This is a genomic window from Croceivirga thetidis (genome assembly GCF_012272815.1).
Classification (GTDB): Bacteria; Bacteroidota; Bacteroidia; order Flavobacteriales; family Flavobacteriaceae; genus Croceivirga; species Croceivirga thetidis.
On record NZ_JAAWWL010000001.1, the window covers coordinates 1,739,893 to 1,758,348 of the forward strand.

Sequence of the window (18,456 nt, forward strand, 5' to 3'; positions counted from 1 at the left end):
TGATTATTGTTTTATAAATTCTACTCGACGGTTTTGTGCTTTTCCTTCAGAACTAGAATTATCAGCAACGGGCTCCAGTTCTCCTTTTCCCTCTGTAGATAATCTGGCATCATCCACATTGTACACATTTACCAATGCGCTTTTTACCGCGTCTGCTCTACTTTTTGAAAGTGAGAGGTTTGCTTCATCACTTCCATCAGCATCGGTGTGCCCTACAATTTTTAAATTTATGGAAGAGTCTTGTTGCAGTACTTGATAAATCTGTCGGATGATACCCATTGATTCGGGTTTCAGATTTGCTGAACCTGAATCAAATAGAATTCCGTTTGTTGAAATTTTACCTTCCGAAATTAGCTTTCTTCTGAGGTCAACCCCACCTTCCGAAATTTTAAGATTACTAATGAGTACCCTTTCGTTTTTTGTTTCCAAATCCATGCCATCAACCTTAAATTTCAAATACTTAATCAATTCTGGTTGGTAAATAAATTGTGGTAAATCGGTGATTTTACTCTCATTGATCCAGAGGCGATAGCGATTTTTGTTAACGGCAATTGAAACATGAACAACGTCTTGATAAACTTGTCGTAAATCTCGGGACAAACGATTTGAAATAGGACTGGGATTGCCTTTGAACCTATTATCAACCTGCACACCAATGGCAATATATTGGCAAAAGTTCAAAGCGCTATAGGCGTAACTTTCGTTAGTGGTTAGATTAGGTGTCTCGGCCAAATAGATACCTAGTCGAGCCCCCGAACTTGTCTTATTGGTTATACCAACGGCTTTTACATCAAATTCAATGGTATAATCTTCTGGTAACCCATTTGATAGATTTGGAATAGTAAGACTTCGATTTGTAACAGCATACCATTTTCCAGGAACATCACTTAAGGTAACCACTTCACCTCCGCCATTCGTATTCCATTTGGAAGGAAAATCACCTATAAATTCGTTTCCAAAATCATCGAAGAATAGTTGTTTGTCTCCAGGTACAAAATCAAACTTGCTGTAAACCTGAATGGTCTTGGGGCCAGAGTTTACATCGGAATCGTTTCCCGAATTTGATTGGTCTTGATTGCCACCCGATGGGTTTGGTGTATTCGGTGGGTTTGGCGTTTGAGGTGTTTTTTGACCTTTTTTTCCAGGTTCCAATATACTATCTAAGACTTCATCGGTTTTTTCGGAAGTTTCTTTATCTACTCTGCGTTCAATAGTACGTTCTGCCGCTCTTTCAGCCCTTTTGCCAAGTTTCTTTAGTAATTGTGAATTTACGGGTACGGAAAAAAATACTGCGCACCCTACCAACAGAAGAATTCTCTGGGGGTTTATTGTTTTCATTTTCAAAAGTTTTGATTCGTTTTAATTCAACTTTCAAATTATGAAAATGCCTGTTTCATCAACAGGGTAATTGTATAATTGTCACGAATTCCTGTGTAAGAAGTGGCTAATTGATCCCGTATAGGATTATTGAGTTTTCTTGGTCTTTAGCAACGAGTTCTAATTTTTTGTCACCATCAACATCAATCAAGTCAATGGCCGAACTACCGTAAACTGGAAAATTCGGAATGGATTCCGCTTGACTATCGAACAAATAAATTTTTTGGTTTTGTATATCCGTTACTGCAACATATATCTTGTCGTAGAGGTAAAAGATTTTTGGTTTGGAGTACACACCTAATTCCAATTCAATTTTTTTGCCTTTAATGTTCAAAATATTTTCATTCATGAGGGCTAGACTTTTGCTAGTCGCAAACATTCCATGATTCTCATTTAAATTGTATGGGGTGGCCGAAAGTTTGCCATTTGTGCCAACTTGATGCAACACACCTTTTTTATCGGTGACAGAGAATTTGTTGAGGTATAGGTAAACATCGTTATCCGAAAACTGTATGTTTCGATTCACCTTTATTCTATCTCCACCAGCCCGATGACGAATTTTTAGTTTGCCATCTTCCAATAAAAATGTCAAATAATCCTTGCCGCCAATTCTAAAATGTTTTGGTGGTTTAATAACAGGACTTTCGGCTTCTTTATACGAAAATGCATCCACAGTTTTACCATCATTATCATACATGAAAACCTTTCTGCCTTGAGTGACCACCATTCTATACTTGCGATTGTTTTCGTAATCGAAAACGGCAAGGCCGTTTAGGTTGCCACCATCATATTTTTTGTCAATACCTTTCGTTATTTCACCATTTCTATCCAATACCATGAATCGGTTATTGGTGCAAAATGCCATTTGAAGCCGACCGTTACGATAAAGATCTACTTGGTGTATTTTGCCTCTAATAAGACCATCTAACTGTTTTTTCCATAAAATTTTACCCTTGGCATCAATTAGATAAAGATTTTTATCACGGTCTTGAACAATGATTTCATAGTTATTGTTCCGGTGATTTTTCACGAATTGCGGGTTAAAGGCAATATCGGTGTCAAGTTCAACGGTCAGTAAGGGTGAAACATTTTCTGCTGCCCTTTGAACACCAACTTTGTTCAATATGAGTTGGGAATGAAATATTTCGCCATCAATTCCTATTTGTCCAGCAATAATAAAGTCATTTGTTTGAGTACTCGCCAAATCAGTTATAACATCTTGAGCTAAATATTTTGATAAGAAATTTGGTATGCCGCCTTTTTTTGATGTAAAAAATAAAGACGACTCAAATGGTAGAAATTCGCGAGCGTTCAAATAACCTGGTGAAGTGGAGAAAGTAGTGCCGCTGTTTTTATTGGCTACTACATTTTTAAGTAGTTCTTCGTTTTCGGAAAAAATGAAATTATTTTCAATTAAGGTATAGAAATTTGAACTGAACCCAGTCACCAATGGACTTAATTGATTGGTAAGAAAATCCTTTTGATTCAAACTCCTGATATCATAGCCTTGATAGTCCGAAACTTTGTCTGAATTGTTAAGTAGAAATTCGGTCAAGTTATTAGGGCCAAAAGACTTTAAGGCGACAGTAGTCTCGTTTGCAATCGTGAAAATTCCGATTTCATCGATTGTATTCAATAGGGTATCCTGTTCTTTTGAAATATCTAAATACTCTTTTCTGTTTTGGGAAAAGATGCTGAAATCGGCAATCCTAAATGATACCAAACCATCAACATTTCTGGGTGCAATGGAGGCAATTGATTCCGGCCCAGGAATTGTACCGCGGAATAAATTCAAGAAATTTTTTACGGAGTCATTGGCAACGGCGACACCACTAAAATGTAGGTTGTTATTCTGATTTGAAATATCAAGTGCCAGCCAATCCCCAAAGTTCTCAAATGAAAAAGGGCCTTTAGGATTCGTGATTGAACTTGTTAAGGCTCGGGACTCTTTGAAGTTTAGGAAAATTGAAGCGCTTTTTTCTTCTCCTGAAGCGTTGTAAAGTGTGTTTAACGATTGTGAAACGGCCACTGGCACTTCAGACCTAATTAGATTTTCAATAAGAAGTTGCGACGAAGCCAATAAATCAACTTTGTTTATTGAGGTTGAATAGTACGTGGAGTTCTCCAACGTTATTTTGGTTATTGTTTTATTCTCATAGGTAATGGTTTCAACCTTACGGTTTGCAACTTCATCCACATTGTTTATTGCGTTGAGATCTTTTGAAGCCAAAGCAAATTCCAGGTTATTTTTTCCCACTTCGTAAAATCCTATTACGGAAAGGTCTTCGAGCTCAAATTGTCCTAAGGGATTAATTTTTTCAGAAATTGAAGTGTAAATCTCCGTTTTGTTGATTTGTTGTAGAAACAAAGAGTTGTTAAGTTCTGTTTTAAGGTTATTTAACTGGTTTATTTTGATTATTAGAACAGGATTTTCCGGAAGATAGCCTAGTAGATTTTGTGTTGCCTTTTCCTCTTGTTTGCAAGCCAGAAAAAGTACCAATAGCAATAGAATTCTAAATCTCATTCCCTAAGGTTTGTACAAAGTTAGGGTATTGCTACAAATCGAGTTTGAGTTGTTCAGGTAGAAGTCTAAAACTTTGTCTATGGTATTTGCAAGGTCCATAATTTCGGATTGCATCCCTATGGTCTTTAGTGGGGTAACCTTTGTTTTTATCCCAATGATACATTGGAAATTCCTCATGAATTTTTTTCATGTAGGCATCTCTTGAAGTCTTCGCCAATATAGAGGCCGCAGCAATTGACATAAATTTGCCGTCACCTTTGATGATACATTCATATGGAACCTCTTTGTACGGTTTAAACCTGTTGCCATCAACAAGAATTAATTTAGGGATAAGGTTTAGTTGATCCAAAGAATGGTGCATGGCCAAAATCGATGCATTTAGAATATTGATTTCATCAATGGTCTTCTCATAAACATGTGAGACGCCGTAACTAACTGCCTCTGAGATAAGAATATGCAGAAGTTTCTCTCGTTGTAGGGTGCTTAGTTGTTTTGAATCGTTAAGCAGCTCATTTTGAAAACCTTCGGGTAACACAATTGCGGCGGCAGTGACAGGTCCGGCTAAGCATCCACGCCCAGCTTCATCTGTACCAGCTTCTAGAGAAAACTTAAACTTATTACTTAACATCTTCGTAAAAAATCAAACAAATTTGTAGATTATTTTAAAAAAAACCATCATTTTGGTTAAAAAGTAGAGAATAATTCAATCATTTAATTTTGTTTCAGAGAATCACTCAATTATTAAACAAAAATTAACAGTTAAAGTCTGTGACCCCTTATATTTTTTGGAATTTTAAGTGTTTTTTGAGACTTTTGGCGTTGACTAATTCAAAATTCAGATAAATGAAATCAAAGTTGACATGGATGTTAACACCCTTGTTGGTGTTAATTTTCTCGTTCTCTTATGCACAAGAGAAAACGGTTTCGGGAAATGTTACTGACCAGAATGGTCTTCCATTACCCGGAGTCTCTATTGTAGTTGTTGGAACTTCTACAGGTACCCAATCCGATTTTGATGGTAACTACTCCATCAATGTTGCTGAGGGCCAAGTTCTACGTTTTAGCTACCTAGGGCAAAAGACGGTTGACAGAACAGTTGGTTCTGGTTCAACCATTAATGTATTGATGGAAGAAGACGCTGAAACACTACAAGAGGTTGTGGTGCAAGGTTACCGAACTGCAACAAAGGAAAGATCAAGTATTGCAGCGGTAACGATCAGTTCTGAAACTATCGCAGACAGACCAAACGCTAACTTTATCAATACCCTTTCAGGTCAGGTAGCAGGTCTTAACATTATTTCTGGTTCAGGTCAGCCAGGTGGTAACACAAACGTATTGTTGCGTGGTGTAACTTCTGTAAACGGTAACAATGAGCCATTGTTCGTAATCGACGGTAACCCGGTAGATTCTGAAAACTTCAGAAGCTTGAACCCTCAAGAAATTGCATCTGTATCTGTATTGAAGGATGCTGGGGCAACTGCCATTTATGGTAACAGAGGTGCGAATGGTGTTATTGTGATTAAAACAAGACAAGGTAATTTCAACCAAGGTCTTCAAATCAACTATACTGGTATCGTTGGTGTGACTTCTGCACAAAATGATGATTATGATTTAATGGATTCACAAGAGCAATTGCTTTTGGAGCGTGATCAAGGTGCAGGTTTAGGTGCAACTTTAAGTGATGCCGAAATCGCTGCTTTTTCTACAACGGACTGGTTAGACGTATTCTTTAGAAATGGTTTATCACAAAATCATACGTTAACTATGAGTAGTGGTAGTGAGAATTTAAGGTCTTTTGTTTCCTTAGGTTTCTTTGACCAAGAAGGTATTTTGATTGAAAGTGGTTTGAGAAGATTTAACTTCAGAACCAACGTTAATGGAAAATCAAAAAATGACAAATTCAATTACGGATTTAATCTTTCAGTAAACTACTCTGAAAGTGATGAGCCAACTAGTATCGGTACAGGTGGTATCAACCGTAACTTTGTTTTAGGTGGTCTACAATCGGTACCTTATTTATCCCCTGCAGATTACACAAATGGTGCGGATTTATTGAGCCCACTTTTATTTAGTAACACACCATTGTTCTTATTGGACCTTGCTGCAACACACGACAGGGAAGAGGACGAATTAAAGTTACTAAGTACATTCAATGCAAGTTATCAGTTTAATGATTGGTTAACCGCTAACTTACAAATGAGTGCTGACTATCAAGACGAAGTGCGAAACAGAGCTGAGCAATCAAACTCTTTCAACGCTTTACTTTTCGGTGGCGCCGCTAATCCAAATGCTGGTTTCCAAGACAGTCAGTTTAGTCGTCAATTTACTTACAACCAAGTAACTTCATTAAATGTAAATAAAGCGTTTGGCAAGCATACTTTTGATTTAGGCGCTTATACCGAATACTTTAGAGGTTTCTGGAGAACATTTGGTTTTAGGGCCAACGGTTTGAATCAGGCGACTTTTGCTTTAGGTGATGGATCTGCATTTATTGCGGATAGTACAGCTGATGACTTATTCGTTGACAACATTAATGCCAACATTTTGGAAGCTGGATTGTTCTCTTACTTTGGTCAGCTTGATTATGATTATGATACACGTTATGGTTTAACAGGAACAATAAGACGTGATGCTTCATTCCGTTTCTCAGAATCTAACCGTTGGGCAACTTTCTGGTCTGTTTCTGGTAGATGGAATATCCACAACGAGGCTTTCATGGAAAACTCTGTTTTCAACCTTTTGAAACTTAGAGGTTCTTATGGTACAGCAGGTAACCAGTTTATCGATTTGACAAACGATGCACCAGGATTTATTTTCGATGCTCCTGATTTGACAAGGGATTTATTTGGAACAGGTGCAGGTTATGCCGGTGCTAACTCTTTATTCCTTTCACAAATCGGAAACACAACTCTGAAGTGGGAAACAGTTACTTCTTCAAACATAGGTTTGGATTTTGAAGTTTTCCAATCTAGGTTAAGAGGTAATGTTGATTTTTACCAACGAAACACTACTGATGTATTCCAAGACAATCCAATCTCTGCTATTAATGCAGCTACTACACTTAGAGCTAATACTGGTGAGATTCAAAACAGAGGTTTGGATGCATCGATTTCATATGACCTAATTAATGATACTCAAAACGGTCTTCGATTAACATTGAATGTTGTGGGTAACTACAACGAGACAGAAGTTATCGATGTTCCTACTGAAGATGGTCAGGTAATCAATGGTTTGATTCGATTGAATGAAGGCAGTGTAATCAATGAATATTTTGCTTACAGATATGCAGGCGTTAACCCTGCCAATGGTAACCTATTGTTCTTAGATGTTGATGGAAATGTAACTGAGAACCCTAACGTTGATACTGATAGGGTTGGATTGGGTAAAAATATTTTACCTGATTGGCAAGGTAGTTTTGGTTTCAACCTTGACTATAAAGGATTTTTCCTTACAACTCAGTTTAACTACGTAACTGGAGTTGACCGTTATGACTTTGATTTGTCAGGTTTCCAAAACCCAAACAACATTGGTCAGTTTAGAACAAGTAGAGACTTGTTCAGAGCTTGGACTCCTGATAATAGAATTACCGATATTCCAGCTTTAGGTGCTCAAAACTTTGCACTAAGCGGTAACTCTGATCGCTATTTGCAAGAAGCAGATTACTTAAGATTGCGTTTTGTGAACATTGGATACTCATTCCCAGAAAAATTCTTGGAAGGTACTGGATTGACAAGACTACGTTTCTTCGGTAACGCTGAGAATCTATTTACTTTATCGAAATGGAGAGGTTTAGATCCAGAGGTTTTACCTGACATCAACAACCCAACTCAAAGTCGATTGTTCCCTAGCCCAAGATTAGTATCATTCGGGATAGAAGTTGGATTTTAATAAAAAAGATGAAAAATAAAATGAAAAACTATCTAATAATTTTTGCAGTCGCTTTCGGCTTATTCAGCTGTAACGAGGCAATTGATATAGAACAGCCCGGTAGGCTTGGAGCAGCACAGGCGTTCCAGACAGTTGATGATTTAGAAGCTGGTTTGCTAGGGGCTTATGACGAATTTGACACTACTCCAGAAATACAGTTCAATGCTGTATTTACTGATGAAGTTGCCATTGGATTTGATAATGGTGGACAAGGTATTGGTAACGGTGAGTACGGTTTCATTTTGAACCCAGGAAGTGCAGCATCACAAGCACTTTGGGTTAATTATAATGACGGATTGAATGCCACTACGCGTGTTATTGAATCTGCTGCTTTGATAGAGGTTGATCCTGCCGATCAGGCAAGATTTAACCAAATCGTGGGAGAAACTTTAGCACTTAGAGCTTTTGCCCATTTTCAATTGCTGTCATACCTGTCAACGGATTACACCGATGATAGTGCTTTAGCAACAATTTTGGTAAACTTTATTCCAACGATTGATCAAGCATTGCCTAGAAATACAAATGCTGAGATTTATGCAAGTATCAATGATGACTTGACTCGTGCCCTTAGTCTTTTGCCTTCAGGTTCAACTGATGCTACGCGCGTTAGTTCGGATTTTGTATTAGCTCTTCAAGCAAGAATGGCTGCGTATAGAGGCCAATATGCACAAGCAGATGCTTTGGCTGCTGATTTGTTGACTCGTTATCCTATTGCAAGCAGAGCTGAGTACGAAGCAATGTATTTGGATACGGATAATACAGAGGTAATTTTCAAGTTGGAAAGAGCCTTCGGTGATAACTACGATGGACAAGGAACTACTGGTAGCGGTTTTGCTGGTGGTTGGGCTGGTGCCAACTTTGCATTCGTAAATGCTACATTAGCAGGTTCACCTTATTTCGAGATGGGTCGTGCGGTATTTAATGAACTTGATCCAGCTGATATTCGTTATGACGTGAATGTAGCACCTACTTCAGTTATTGATCCTGATTATACCACTAATCAAGACCCAGCTTTGGACATTTTGGTAATTCAAAAATATCCTGGTTCTGAAGGTAGGGATTTGATGAATGATCTTAAAGTGTTTAGAGCTGCTGAAATGTTATTTATCCGTGCAGAGGCTGCTGCTGATGCAGGTAATATAAATGGTGCTGCCAACAGTACTGCGGCATACTTGAAACAACTTAGAGATGCCAGATTTGGTACGGACCAGCCATTGCCAACTTTCGGAAGTCAACAAGAAGCATTCGGTGCTATTCTAGATGAAAGACGAATTGAATTGGTTTATGAAGGTCACAGATGGAAAGATTTGAAACGCCTCGGTGCAAGAGCTAATAGAGGTGTTGAAAGAGATGCTATCGATTGTGCTATTAACGGAGCTTGTAGCCTACCTGTAACTGATTTCAGGTTTACAATGCCGATTCCGTTGGTTGAATTGAACGCCAATAATAACATCCAGCAAAACCCTGGGTACTAAAAAAGAAATATGATGAAAAAGCAATTATTACTAGCAGTTTTGGCAATTTCAGCCCTTCTGCTCAATTCATGTGATTATGAAGAGGACCTAGTGATATTCGATAATGAAAGTGGTCAGACTTATGTGAAGTTTGCACAATCCGTTATTGATTTACCAGTTGTCTTCGATTCAAGTGCAGAGATAATGATTCCTGTGCAAGTAACAACAATTTCAAGTTCTGATAGAACAGTAAACATCAGCGTGATTAATTCAGGAGCTGAAGGTGCAGCGACTAGCGATCAGTTTAACGTTAGTAACTCTGTGACTATTCCAGCGAACAGCTACGAAGGTATGTTGTCATTTACCGGAATTGACGCTGGTATTGAAATTGGTGAGACAAAGACTGTTTCTCTTCAGATAGATGGAATAAATGGTTCATCTGACGCAAATGTTGAAAGCACTCCAACGGTTATCAGTATGTTCCAAGTTTGTCCGGTAGAAGAAGATTTCTTCATTGGAGATTATGAACTTACAACAACTGCTCCTGGTATTTTTGGTACTGTTATATTCCCACAGGGAACGGTAACTATAAGCCAAGGAGCTTCAAGTCCTGATGCTCGTGTATTCACTGCTCAAATTTATCCCGACTTAGGTACGTTTGGTGATATCGACTTCAACTTTACCCTAGTTTGTGGTACTGTTGTTGTCGCAGGTGGTCAGGTAACTGGTGTTGGTTGTGCAGGTAGCTCAACTACTATAGGGCCTTCAAACGCAACTGGTAGTTACACTGCTGGTGATGATTCAACCATTACCATTGATTTGGCTGATGATGAAGGTGGAGCTAGTTGTGGTTCTCAAGCGAATGCTCAATTTGTGTTGACCAGGATTTAATAGCTTACACAATCTTAATAAAAAAAGGGCTATCGAATACTCGATAGCCCTTTTTTATTTTATTGTTTTTTTTAAGGATTAGCTTTGAACTCCTGCATTGAGGGTTTTAAGCAATGCGATTACATCTTGTTCCGAATTCAATTTTGACTTGTTCATTTTAGCATACTCCTTAACTTTTTTCTCGCCTAAGAATTTAGCCAAATCACTTTTCTTAAGTTTAATTTCGGTTGCAGCTTCATCACCCATTTTAATATAATAGGTAATATCATCTACCAATTGTGGAGGCTTATTTGAACCATAGCTGGAGGTAGCTTCTTTCTCAGGAATGAACTCTTTTTGATGCCTTTTATATAATGAATATGCGCCTTCTTCAAGGGTGATTACATACCCCTTTTTATCTCCCATGGTTAAGATTTGATAATCATTGCCACCAAACGAAGCGGTAATGTAATCTCGTTTAAGCAAGGCAATACTTTCATTATTCTCATCCTTCATTTCAATTTCGTCGGCATAGGCATTATAGCGAAGCACAGCGTTATATTTTTTGTCCTTTACTTGCGCAATACCCGGTGAAAAAGTTTCGTCTAAAAATGGTGTTCCAACAAGGTTAGTAGGTAATATGTTGTTTCCCATTTGAAAATTGCGAACCATTTCTGTTGGCAACTCTGTTCGAACACCAGAAACTTGGGCGTAGAATAGAGAAGAGGTGCATAGTGCTAATAATAATACGAGTGATTTTTTCATAAGTGATTGTAATTTATTTTTGATTAATAACAGCAAAAATCAAGCCATAAGACCTGATAGTCCTATGGCATTGATATTAAATTTTAGATTTCTTTAGTTGACCCTGAATTCAAATATTTCCGACGTTGAGCTGTTCCCAAAGCTATCGGTGGTCATTACCGTCCAATAATAGGTATTGCCCGAGCTCACTGCAATATCAGTAATAGAACTCTCAGTGGTGTTTCCTAGGGAATTCGAAGGATTTTCGTCAGTACCAAAAAATACCTCATATCCAGTAATATCGTCGTCAACATCACTTGCAGACCATTCCAAGGTGATTGTAGTGGTCGATGCGTCTAAATTGGCCCCTCTTGTCGGTTGAACTGCTTCCGCTGGAAATGGCGAAAAATTTTCGATTCCTGGGCCTTCGTTATAAAAGCGCCAGGTTTCGCTGGTAGCGGTTGAATTTGTTCCAACTGCCTGAGAAACTACTGACCATTCAAAGGGCGTACCGCGATCAATGGTCAAAGTGGCTTCATTGGTGGTTACCGAAGATCTAGAGAAATTTCCCGTGTTTAGATTGGTAACGGTTATTTCGTAGCTATCGGTATTTTGAGAGGCATTCCATTCAAACGTAACAGCACTTTGTGTATCACTGACAACATCACCTGTATTACATTCGGTATCGTCCTCAGGAAAAATTAATGTTGCAGCAGAGGGTGCAGGAACTGGTGGGTCAACATCGTCATTGCCTGACATTGGTCCGTCGTCACCACCGGAGGAACTTCCTCCACAAGCAGCAAGTGCCAAAATTGAAAATAGGTATAGCAAATTTCTTTTCTTTTTCATCGCTTGATGATTTTATAACTTTTTAATGAATTTTCTGATTTTACATTTAATAGATAGAACCCAGAAGGTAATCCGTCTACACTCAGTCGCATTGTTGATTCTTGTCTTTCAATCTTTTTATGCATTACACTTTTTCCTGTTGAAGTAAATAGCGATACTTCAACTTTATCTGAAGTTGTATCACCAACGAAAATATTGAGATAACCAGAAGAGATGGGGTTCGGATAAATGAATAATTCATCACTCAAGACAATGGTCTCTGAGTAGGTGCCTTGACAATCCAAATCGGTTTTAACCAAAAGGGTATTCTCGATTTTGCTCAAGGGCAATGATATTTTTGAATCTGAAGTTGTGTAGGTAACATCGTTCAGAATAATAGTATAACTAACACCACCTTTTAAGTCAAGTTCAAGGGTATTGTCCAATGAACTTATTTTAGATGATACTGAAAGTGGTTCTGGTTGAGATATACTCAATTGTGAACAGACTTCAAAATCGGTTTGTCCTACAACAGTAAAACAAACTTGGTAGTTGCCCGCTGCTAAATTGGTAAAGCTCGTCGTATCGGTAAATGAGTTGTTTGTATCAACGCCTTCACCCGTCAACGTAGCAATGTAGTCCATGGTCATTTCTGCGGATATATTAATTGCACCGTTGGTATTGCCTACGCAAGAAGCGTCCACTGTTTGAATTCTGAAATTGGTTGTTGGTAACGTAAAAATTGGACAACCATCTACATCAACCGTTGAATTCTCAGGGGTGTCTGGGCACAGGTCATTGGCGTTCGGAACCCCATCGTTGTCAGCATCATTATCACATACATCCCCAATACCGTCACCGTCAGCATCTTCTTGGTCTGGATTGGCCGTAAATGGGCAATTGTCTTCCGTGTCCAAAATACCATCATTATCGTCATCATTGTCGCAAACATCACCATCACCATCACCATCGTTATCAGCCTGGTCGGCATTTGCGGTAAGCGGGCAGTTATCGTCAACATCTAAAATGCCATCATTATCATCGTCATCGTCATCTTGCACACCTTCAACCACAAAATCGTCGACAATTGCTCCCTCTTGTTCAACTCCAGGGTCAGATTGAAATACGATTCTAAATATTACATTGCTCTCAGTAGTCAGATCGGTTTCCCCGGCATTTGCATTGGCAACAAAATCGTAGGCGTATTCCGTCATTGTGGCGTTGGTTCCGGTCCATTGGCCACCAGGGCAATTTTGGCAATCATCCGAATCTCCCGAACTGGCATTCGTGCGATTACTGGTGTACCAATTCGGTTGGCTATCAATACCGCCTAATAGGTTCCATGTAGCTCCATCGTCCAAGGTGTATTCAACGTATATAATATCAAAATTTTGTTCCAGATCATAGGCCATTTGAAACTTTAGAACTGGGGCAACGATGGATGAAAGCTCATAACAACCACTTAAAATGATGCCTTTGGTGTTTGCAGGGTGGTCGCCATCAAGATTGGTTCCGTACACTTGGGTACCTGACGAAGCCGTGTTTAGTAATGTACCGGTAGGTACTCCACGTTCCCAAACATTGCCAGAATCGGTTTCATTAAAGGTTATCAAAGCCTCAGCCTCTGATTCAAAATCGAAGACATCATCACCAACTGCAAATTGATTTACGATAAAGGAAGTCGTACCAGAATTGTTGTCGGCAAAAGAATCTCCTATGATTTCAAGTTCAACATTCAAACTATTTTGACCAATAATCGTTTGTCCGGCAAGAGAAGGTAAATCCACCAAAGAAGTATTTTCGCTAGCCAAATTACCAGTCCAAGTAATGTTCTGTTCGCTTCCAGAATTAAGGGAATACGTAATTACTACTTCCGTTATAGGATTCAATCCTTTGTTTTCTATCTGAACTTGAGGGAAAATTTCACTACATAAAACATCTGTTGTGGTCGGAGAAATACTTAATAGGCGAACATCATTATCTGGTACTTCAACCGGTATCGGAGATTGAAAAGCACCACGTCCGTATGTTGAAGCGGTAATAATCTCATCATCCAATGTTATTTCCAAATCACTTACAGCTGTATTCGGAAGACCTTCAAAATACTCTTCCCATTCGGTCAATGAGTCATCGAGTCGGTAGATCCCCAAACTTGTTCCAACATAAATTGGATTTTGTGAATGTCTACCTTGATGCACAATACTAAAATAGGATTGGTCAGTAGGTAAATTAAGGGTGATGTCTTCCTCAGGTCCAGCATCACCACTGGCATTTACCGGAACCCTAAAAACACCTCTGTCCGCAGTTTGACCGGCTTCACTGGTACCTACGCGTTCTGAAGTCGTAACGTAAATAAAGGAATCGTCAGTGCCATTAACAGCAATATCAGAAACTTGAGAGTCAAAACGGTTGAAAGCAGAAAAGGTTCTACCACCATCATTGCTGCGGTAAACAAAATCTTCGTCGGCGACATACATGATGTTGGGGTCGTTCAAGTACACTTCAATATCGTCAAGATTATTTGAACCAAAATCATTGGACCATTTTTCCCAAGCATTACCCACCAATTTGTAGACGGCACGGTCATACCCAGCAAAAACTTCACCAAGTGAATTCACGGCAAGTGGCGTAATCCAGTTACCGGTTTCGCCAGCAGGCGCAGCAACTTGACCAGCCGATTCACCTGCATTATTGGTGATGAAAAGCGGATCCCCAAACTGAACAAAACCGTAAATGATATCTTCATTGTTAGGATCAATTTCATAATCCATACCATCACCGCCGGTATAAACATTCCATTCAGTACCGTTAGCCACATAACCAGCGTTATCTTGTGTACCCCCGGCCAAGCGATTTGAATTATTACGTGCTACAGAAAGACGATAAAACTGGGTCACGGCCATATTACCAGTCTTATCGGTAAACGCCGCACCACCATTTTCGGTAATGTATAATCCTCCATCCGTACCGGCATAAAGAATTCCATTGAAGAATTTAAGGGTGTGGATATCGGCGTGTGCGTACGCAGCATCATTCCTGAACCATTGGTTCAATCTGGTAAAGGTGTCTCCGCCATTATCACTGCGCCAGATATTTAGACAACCCATATAAAGCTCATTTTCATCGGTTGGCGAAACGGCTAAGGCCAAATCAAACCAGGCTTGGCTCGACTCCATTATATTAACGGTATTTGGGCTTTCCGCAAATGTTTCACCACTATCAGTAGATTTATATAATCCTTGGTATTCGTAACCTTCAGATTGAATCTTAGCCGTAAGTATGTAAACCACATCAGGGTTTGCTGGGGTTACATCTATTACCCTTCTTCCCGACGCAGATGGGAGAATATCGGTTATTTCATTAAAATCCTCACCATTGGTAGACTTAAAAAATCTAGAATCCGTTATAGCGTAAACCGTATTGCTATCGCCTGGCTTTAATCTGAAATCGGTAATGTTTCCAACTCTTTTTCTATCCCAACTGGCTCCAGCATCGATTGATTTGTATAATCCGAAACTTGTGGCAACCCAAATTGTATTGGAGTCTGTAGGGTCAATAGCAATTTCACTCATCAGCCTATTGTTGCCCCAATTGGGATCAGATGACGGCCCTAAGGTTGTTTCTGCCCAACTTGCGCCACCATCTATACTTTTGAACACACCTACGCTAAATGAATTTGCAGCGTCGTCATCTCCAGTGGCTATATAAATGATATTCGAATCATTAGGATCGATTGCAATACCCGATACCCCGATTTGAAGAAATTCATCGAAAAGGTTGGTCCAGGTGCTTCCGGCATCGGTAGATTTCCAAATACCACCTGAAGGGGCGCCTGCGTACCAGATATCAGGATTGTTTGGATCAACCGCCATGGCATTGATTCTTCCCGTTCCGGGTAGACTTCCACCTAAAGTACCTGGATTAAATGGTCCAATGGCAGTCCAATTAGCTGTGGGGTTTGGAACCAATTTTGAGGCTTGTTTGTTTTTGAAACTTTGCAAAAGTTCGGCAGCGGTTGGCAAATATCCTTGGGAATCAACTTGATATTTCCAAAAATTCTCCCAACGCTTGTAAGGTTTAAAACCACTTCCTTTTTTCTTCCAATCCTTTCCTTTCCAATAGGTGTTAAAAGCCTCACTCAACTCATCAATGGAGTATCCTTTTTCAGCTTCTTTGGCAGTAAGTGATTTTGTTTTTTTTAAATTTTGCATCCATGGGGCGCTTTCAATATATTGGGCACGCCCAATGAACACCGTTAATAGGAGCAGAGGTAAAATCTTTTTCATTCTTCTTTTTTTATTCGGGCATACAAAATACTCAAATTTTAAGGGATATGTTTGGTTTTAGCACTAAATATCGATGAATTAGCCTCAGAAGTATTTTGCAAGTAAACGGGAGTAACTTTCACATTTCTTTAGTAGCGAAATAGTATAACTTTGCCACTTTGACTTTTTAATGAAGCAGCTCCAATTTTTATTTTTATTTCTTTTAGTTAACCTCTCATTTAGTCAGATAGATTCAACTGCGACCAATAAGGTTACTGATTCTACTCAAAAAGACACCACTTTTTTTAAAAAAAGACCTGGTAAGAAAAAGGGAAAACCAGATGAAAACAAGATTTCAATTGAGGATTACAAAATTATCTCAGGAGCAGGGGACACTACTTATTTAGATACTACCCTGACTATACGCAAGGAGTACAAGTATAATGTATTGCGTAGGGATGATTTTGAACTGATGTCTTTTTCAAATGTAGGTCAGGCCTATAATAGCCTTGGAGTTGATCTTGATCAAAATGATGTGCTTCCAAATATGGGAGCTATGGCAAAACATGCCGGATATATTGAAGAGGGTCAGATCAATTACTTTAGGGTGCCAACACCCATGACCGAATTAATGTTCAAAACCACATTTGAGCAAGGTCAATTTTTAGATGCATTGCTAACATTTAATACGACCCCAAGATTAAATGTGTCTGTGGCTTATACAGGTTTTAGGTCATTGGGTAAATATATCTACGAACAAACGGAGTGGGGTAGGTTTCGAACTACCTTTAATTATAGGACGGCCAATAATCGGTACTGGATGAGGGGTCATATGGCCGTACAAGACTTACAGGCTGAGGAAAATGGAGGGTTACTTCAAAAAGAATTGCAATTCGAATCAGGTGAAGAAGAATTTTTAGATCGTTCACGTATAGATTTGGTGTTTTCAGACGCCAATTCAAGACTGCTTGGCCGAAGGTATTTTTTGGATCATCAATTTAATTTGGTAAGGCCAAGAAAAGATTCACTTAAAAATCGTTCGACACTATTGGCAATCGGTCATAAATTTCAATACGAATCGCGTTATTTTCAATATTCCCAAAATAGTGTGCCAACTATAGACGGCGAACCGGTTTTCGGAACTGTTTTTGAATCACCAATTGACGATAGGTCAAATTTAAAGGTAATGCGAAATCAACTTTCAGCTTCCTTCTCAAATAGTGTTTTGGGCAACTTAACCGGTACTGCCGATTTCTACAATTACAATTATTTCTTTAGCAGTTTATTGATTCGTGAAGACGAGGTTATTCCTAACAAATTAGAAGGCAATGAGATTCTCTTGGGCGCAACCTACAAAAATCAAATAGGTCCCTTGAGTTTAAATGGGCAAGTACGCTATGGCATTACGGGAGACTTCTCCGGTACTTTGGTCAATGCATCTGCGGCGTATCAATTGAATGACAACAATAGAATTCATGCTTCTATTCATGGTTCCTCAAGATTGCCGAATTTTAATTTTCTACTATTTCAAAGCGATTTTCAGAACTTCAATTGGAATAAGTTTGGAGAATTTGAAAAGCAGCGGACCCAATCAATAAGTTTTGGTTTTGATTCTAAATTCTTTGGTGATTTCTCGGCAAAATATTCAGCGATGGAAAATTACACCTATTTCAAATCGGAAGCCACAACAGACCAATTTGATTTAGGATTGCAGGATGTATTGGTGCAACCTTTTCAAGAGGCCCCAACACTGAATTATTTGAAAGTAAGATGGAATAAAGAGTTCAAATGGCGTAAGTGGGCTTTGGACGCTACGGTTCAATATCAGAACGTAAATCAAGAAAATAATGTCTTAAATGTTCCCGAACTATTAACAAGAAACTCACTTTATTTTTCAAGTGATGTCTTTAAAAAGGCAATGTTCATACAAACAGGGGTTACCCTAAAGTATTTTTCGGCTTACAATATGAATGCCTATAATCCTGTACTTGGAGAATTTTATGTTCAGGATTTTGAAGAGCTTGGGGCTTATCCGTTAATTGACGTTTTTATCAATGCAAAAGTTCGCCAAACAAGAATCTATTTTAAGGCGGAACATTTAAATACAATTTGGAGTACAGACTACAACTATTATGCAGCGCCAAATTACCCTTATCGAGACTTTGTTATACGGTTTGGTTTGGTCTGGAATTTCTTCTCATAAAATTTTCATAAAACTTTTCAATCAGATTACTCATAATCAAATACTTAGTTCTTTTTCAGAAAAGAAATAAAAAATTATTTGAAAGGGGTTTGTTCAAAGTAAAAAGAGGTTATATATTTGCACCCGCTTTGCTGATGAGGCGAGGTGTTGAAAGAGGGGAAAAACGGGTTTTGAAGCCTGCTTTTTTTGTCTTTTGGAAGAATAAAAAAGTTCATATTGACATATTGGAATACGACAGCGTAGAATCAATGAGGATTTTAGATT

The 18,456-nt window shown here is 38.7% G+C and carries 10 protein-coding genes; 4 read left to right on the forward strand and 6 right to left on the reverse strand.

The window, feature by feature from the left end; all coding sequences use genetic code 11:
* Window positions 1-3: 3 nt before the first annotated feature.
* The 3 genes from HCU67_RS07820 to HCU67_RS07830 all read right to left on the reverse strand — a co-directional run bounded on the left by HCU67_RS07820 (window position 4) and on the right by HCU67_RS07830 (window position 4,529).
* Entirely contained in the window at window positions 4-1,338 is a 1,335-nt protein-coding gene (locus HCU67_RS07820) for an OmpA family protein (protein ID WP_168551998.1), read from the reverse strand.
* Window positions 1,339-1,444: 106 nt separating this feature from the next.
* Window positions 1,445-3,901 (reverse strand): ribonuclease HII, encoded by a 2,457-nt coding sequence (locus tag HCU67_RS07825; RefSeq protein ID WP_168551999.1) that lies wholly within the window; start codon window positions 3,899-3,901, stop codon window positions 1,445-1,447.
* A 31-nt stretch (window positions 3,902-3,932) separates the two neighbouring features.
* Window positions 3,933-4,529 carry a ribonuclease HII gene (locus tag HCU67_RS07830; RefSeq protein ID WP_168552000.1) on the reverse strand — a complete coding sequence of 199 codons (597 nt, stop codon included), beginning with the start codon at window positions 4,527-4,529 and terminating at the stop codon, window positions 3,933-3,935.
* A 215-nt stretch (window positions 4,530-4,744) separates the two neighbouring features.
* Here HCU67_RS07830 and HCU67_RS07835 point away from each other — a divergent pair, with 215 nt between their 5' ends.
* Genes HCU67_RS07835 through HCU67_RS07845 form a run of 3 tightly spaced genes read left to right on the forward strand, consistent with a single transcriptional unit; the run spans window position 4,745 to window position 10,173 of the window.
* Window positions 4,745-7,789, forward strand: coding sequence for a SusC/RagA family TonB-linked outer membrane protein (locus HCU67_RS07835; protein WP_168552001.1), 3,045 nt, complete (start codon window positions 4,745-4,747; stop codon window positions 7,787-7,789).
* Between the two features lie 20 nt (window positions 7,790-7,809).
* Window positions 7,810-9,303, forward strand: a complete 1,494-nt coding sequence (locus tag HCU67_RS07840) for a RagB/SusD family nutrient uptake outer membrane protein (RefSeq protein ID WP_168552002.1) — start codon at window positions 7,810-7,812, stop codon at window positions 9,301-9,303.
* A 12-nt stretch (window positions 9,304-9,315) separates the two neighbouring features.
* Window positions 9,316-10,173 carry a hypothetical protein gene (locus tag HCU67_RS07845; RefSeq protein ID WP_168552003.1) on the forward strand — a complete coding sequence of 286 codons (858 nt, stop codon included), beginning with the start codon at window positions 9,316-9,318 and terminating at the stop codon, window positions 10,171-10,173.
* 78 nt (window positions 10,174-10,251) lie between these two features.
* Here the strand turns inward: HCU67_RS07845 and HCU67_RS07850 are convergent, their stop codons facing one another.
* The 3 genes from HCU67_RS07850 to HCU67_RS07860 all read right to left on the reverse strand — a co-directional run bounded on the left by HCU67_RS07850 (window position 10,252) and on the right by HCU67_RS07860 (window position 16,010).
* Window positions 10,252-10,917: a P-loop NTPase family protein gene (locus tag HCU67_RS07850; RefSeq protein ID WP_168552004.1), complete on the reverse strand. Its 666-nt coding sequence runs from the start codon at window positions 10,915-10,917 to the stop codon at window positions 10,252-10,254.
* A gap of 93 nt (window positions 10,918-11,010) precedes the next feature.
* Window positions 11,011-11,745: a hypothetical protein gene (locus tag HCU67_RS07855; RefSeq protein WP_168552005.1), complete on the reverse strand. Its 735-nt coding sequence runs from the start codon at window positions 11,743-11,745 to the stop codon at window positions 11,011-11,013.
* A complete protein-coding gene (locus HCU67_RS07860; protein ID WP_210423648.1) occupies window positions 11,742-16,010 on the reverse strand; it encodes a thrombospondin type 3 repeat-containing protein in 4,269 nt (1,422 codons plus the stop codon). The genes HCU67_RS07855 and HCU67_RS07860 overlap by 4 nt, the downstream gene beginning before the upstream one ends.
* A 169-nt stretch (window positions 16,011-16,179) precedes the next feature.
* Here HCU67_RS07860 and HCU67_RS07865 point away from each other — a divergent pair, with 169 nt between their 5' ends.
* Window positions 16,180-18,192 carry a putative porin gene (locus HCU67_RS07865; protein ID WP_168552006.1) on the forward strand — a complete coding sequence of 671 codons (2,013 nt, stop codon included), beginning with the start codon at window positions 16,180-16,182 and terminating at the stop codon, window positions 18,190-18,192.
* The last annotated feature ends 264 nt before the right edge of the window (window positions 18,193-18,456 follow it).

Bases quoted from the DNA above. Each gene is read 5' to 3' on its own strand.
- HCU67_RS07840 (WP_168552002.1), top strand. From the start codon at position 7,810: ATGAAAAACTATCTAATAATTTTTGCAGTCGCTTTCGGCTTATTCAGC.
- HCU67_RS07835 (WP_168552001.1), top strand. From the start codon at position 4,745: ATGAAATCAAAGTTGACATGGATGTTAACACCCTTGTTGGTGTTAATT.
- HCU67_RS07830 (WP_168552000.1), bottom strand. From the start codon at position 4,529: ATGTTAAGTAATAAGTTTAAGTTTTCTCTAGAAGCTGGTACAGATGAA.
- HCU67_RS07845 (WP_168552003.1), top strand. From the start codon at position 9,316: ATGAAAAAGCAATTATTACTAGCAGTTTTGGCAATTTCAGCCCTTCTG.
- HCU67_RS07865 (WP_168552006.1), top strand. From the start codon at position 16,180: ATGAAGCAGCTCCAATTTTTATTTTTATTTCTTTTAGTTAACCTCTCA.
- HCU67_RS07820 (WP_168551998.1), bottom strand. From the start codon at position 1,338: ATGAAAACAATAAACCCCCAGAGAATTCTTCTGTTGGTAGGGTGCGCA.
- HCU67_RS07825 (WP_168551999.1), bottom strand. From the start codon at position 3,901: ATGAGATTTAGAATTCTATTGCTATTGGTACTTTTTCTGGCTTGCAAA.
- HCU67_RS07855 (WP_168552005.1), bottom strand. From the start codon at position 11,745: ATGAAAAAGAAAAGAAATTTGCTATACCTATTTTCAATTTTGGCACTT.
- HCU67_RS07850 (WP_168552004.1), bottom strand. From the start codon at position 10,917: ATGAAAAAATCACTCGTATTATTATTAGCACTATGCACCTCTTCTCTA.
- HCU67_RS07860 (WP_210423648.1), bottom strand. From the start codon at position 16,010: ATGAAAAAGATTTTACCTCTGCTCCTATTAACGGTGTTCATTGGGCGT.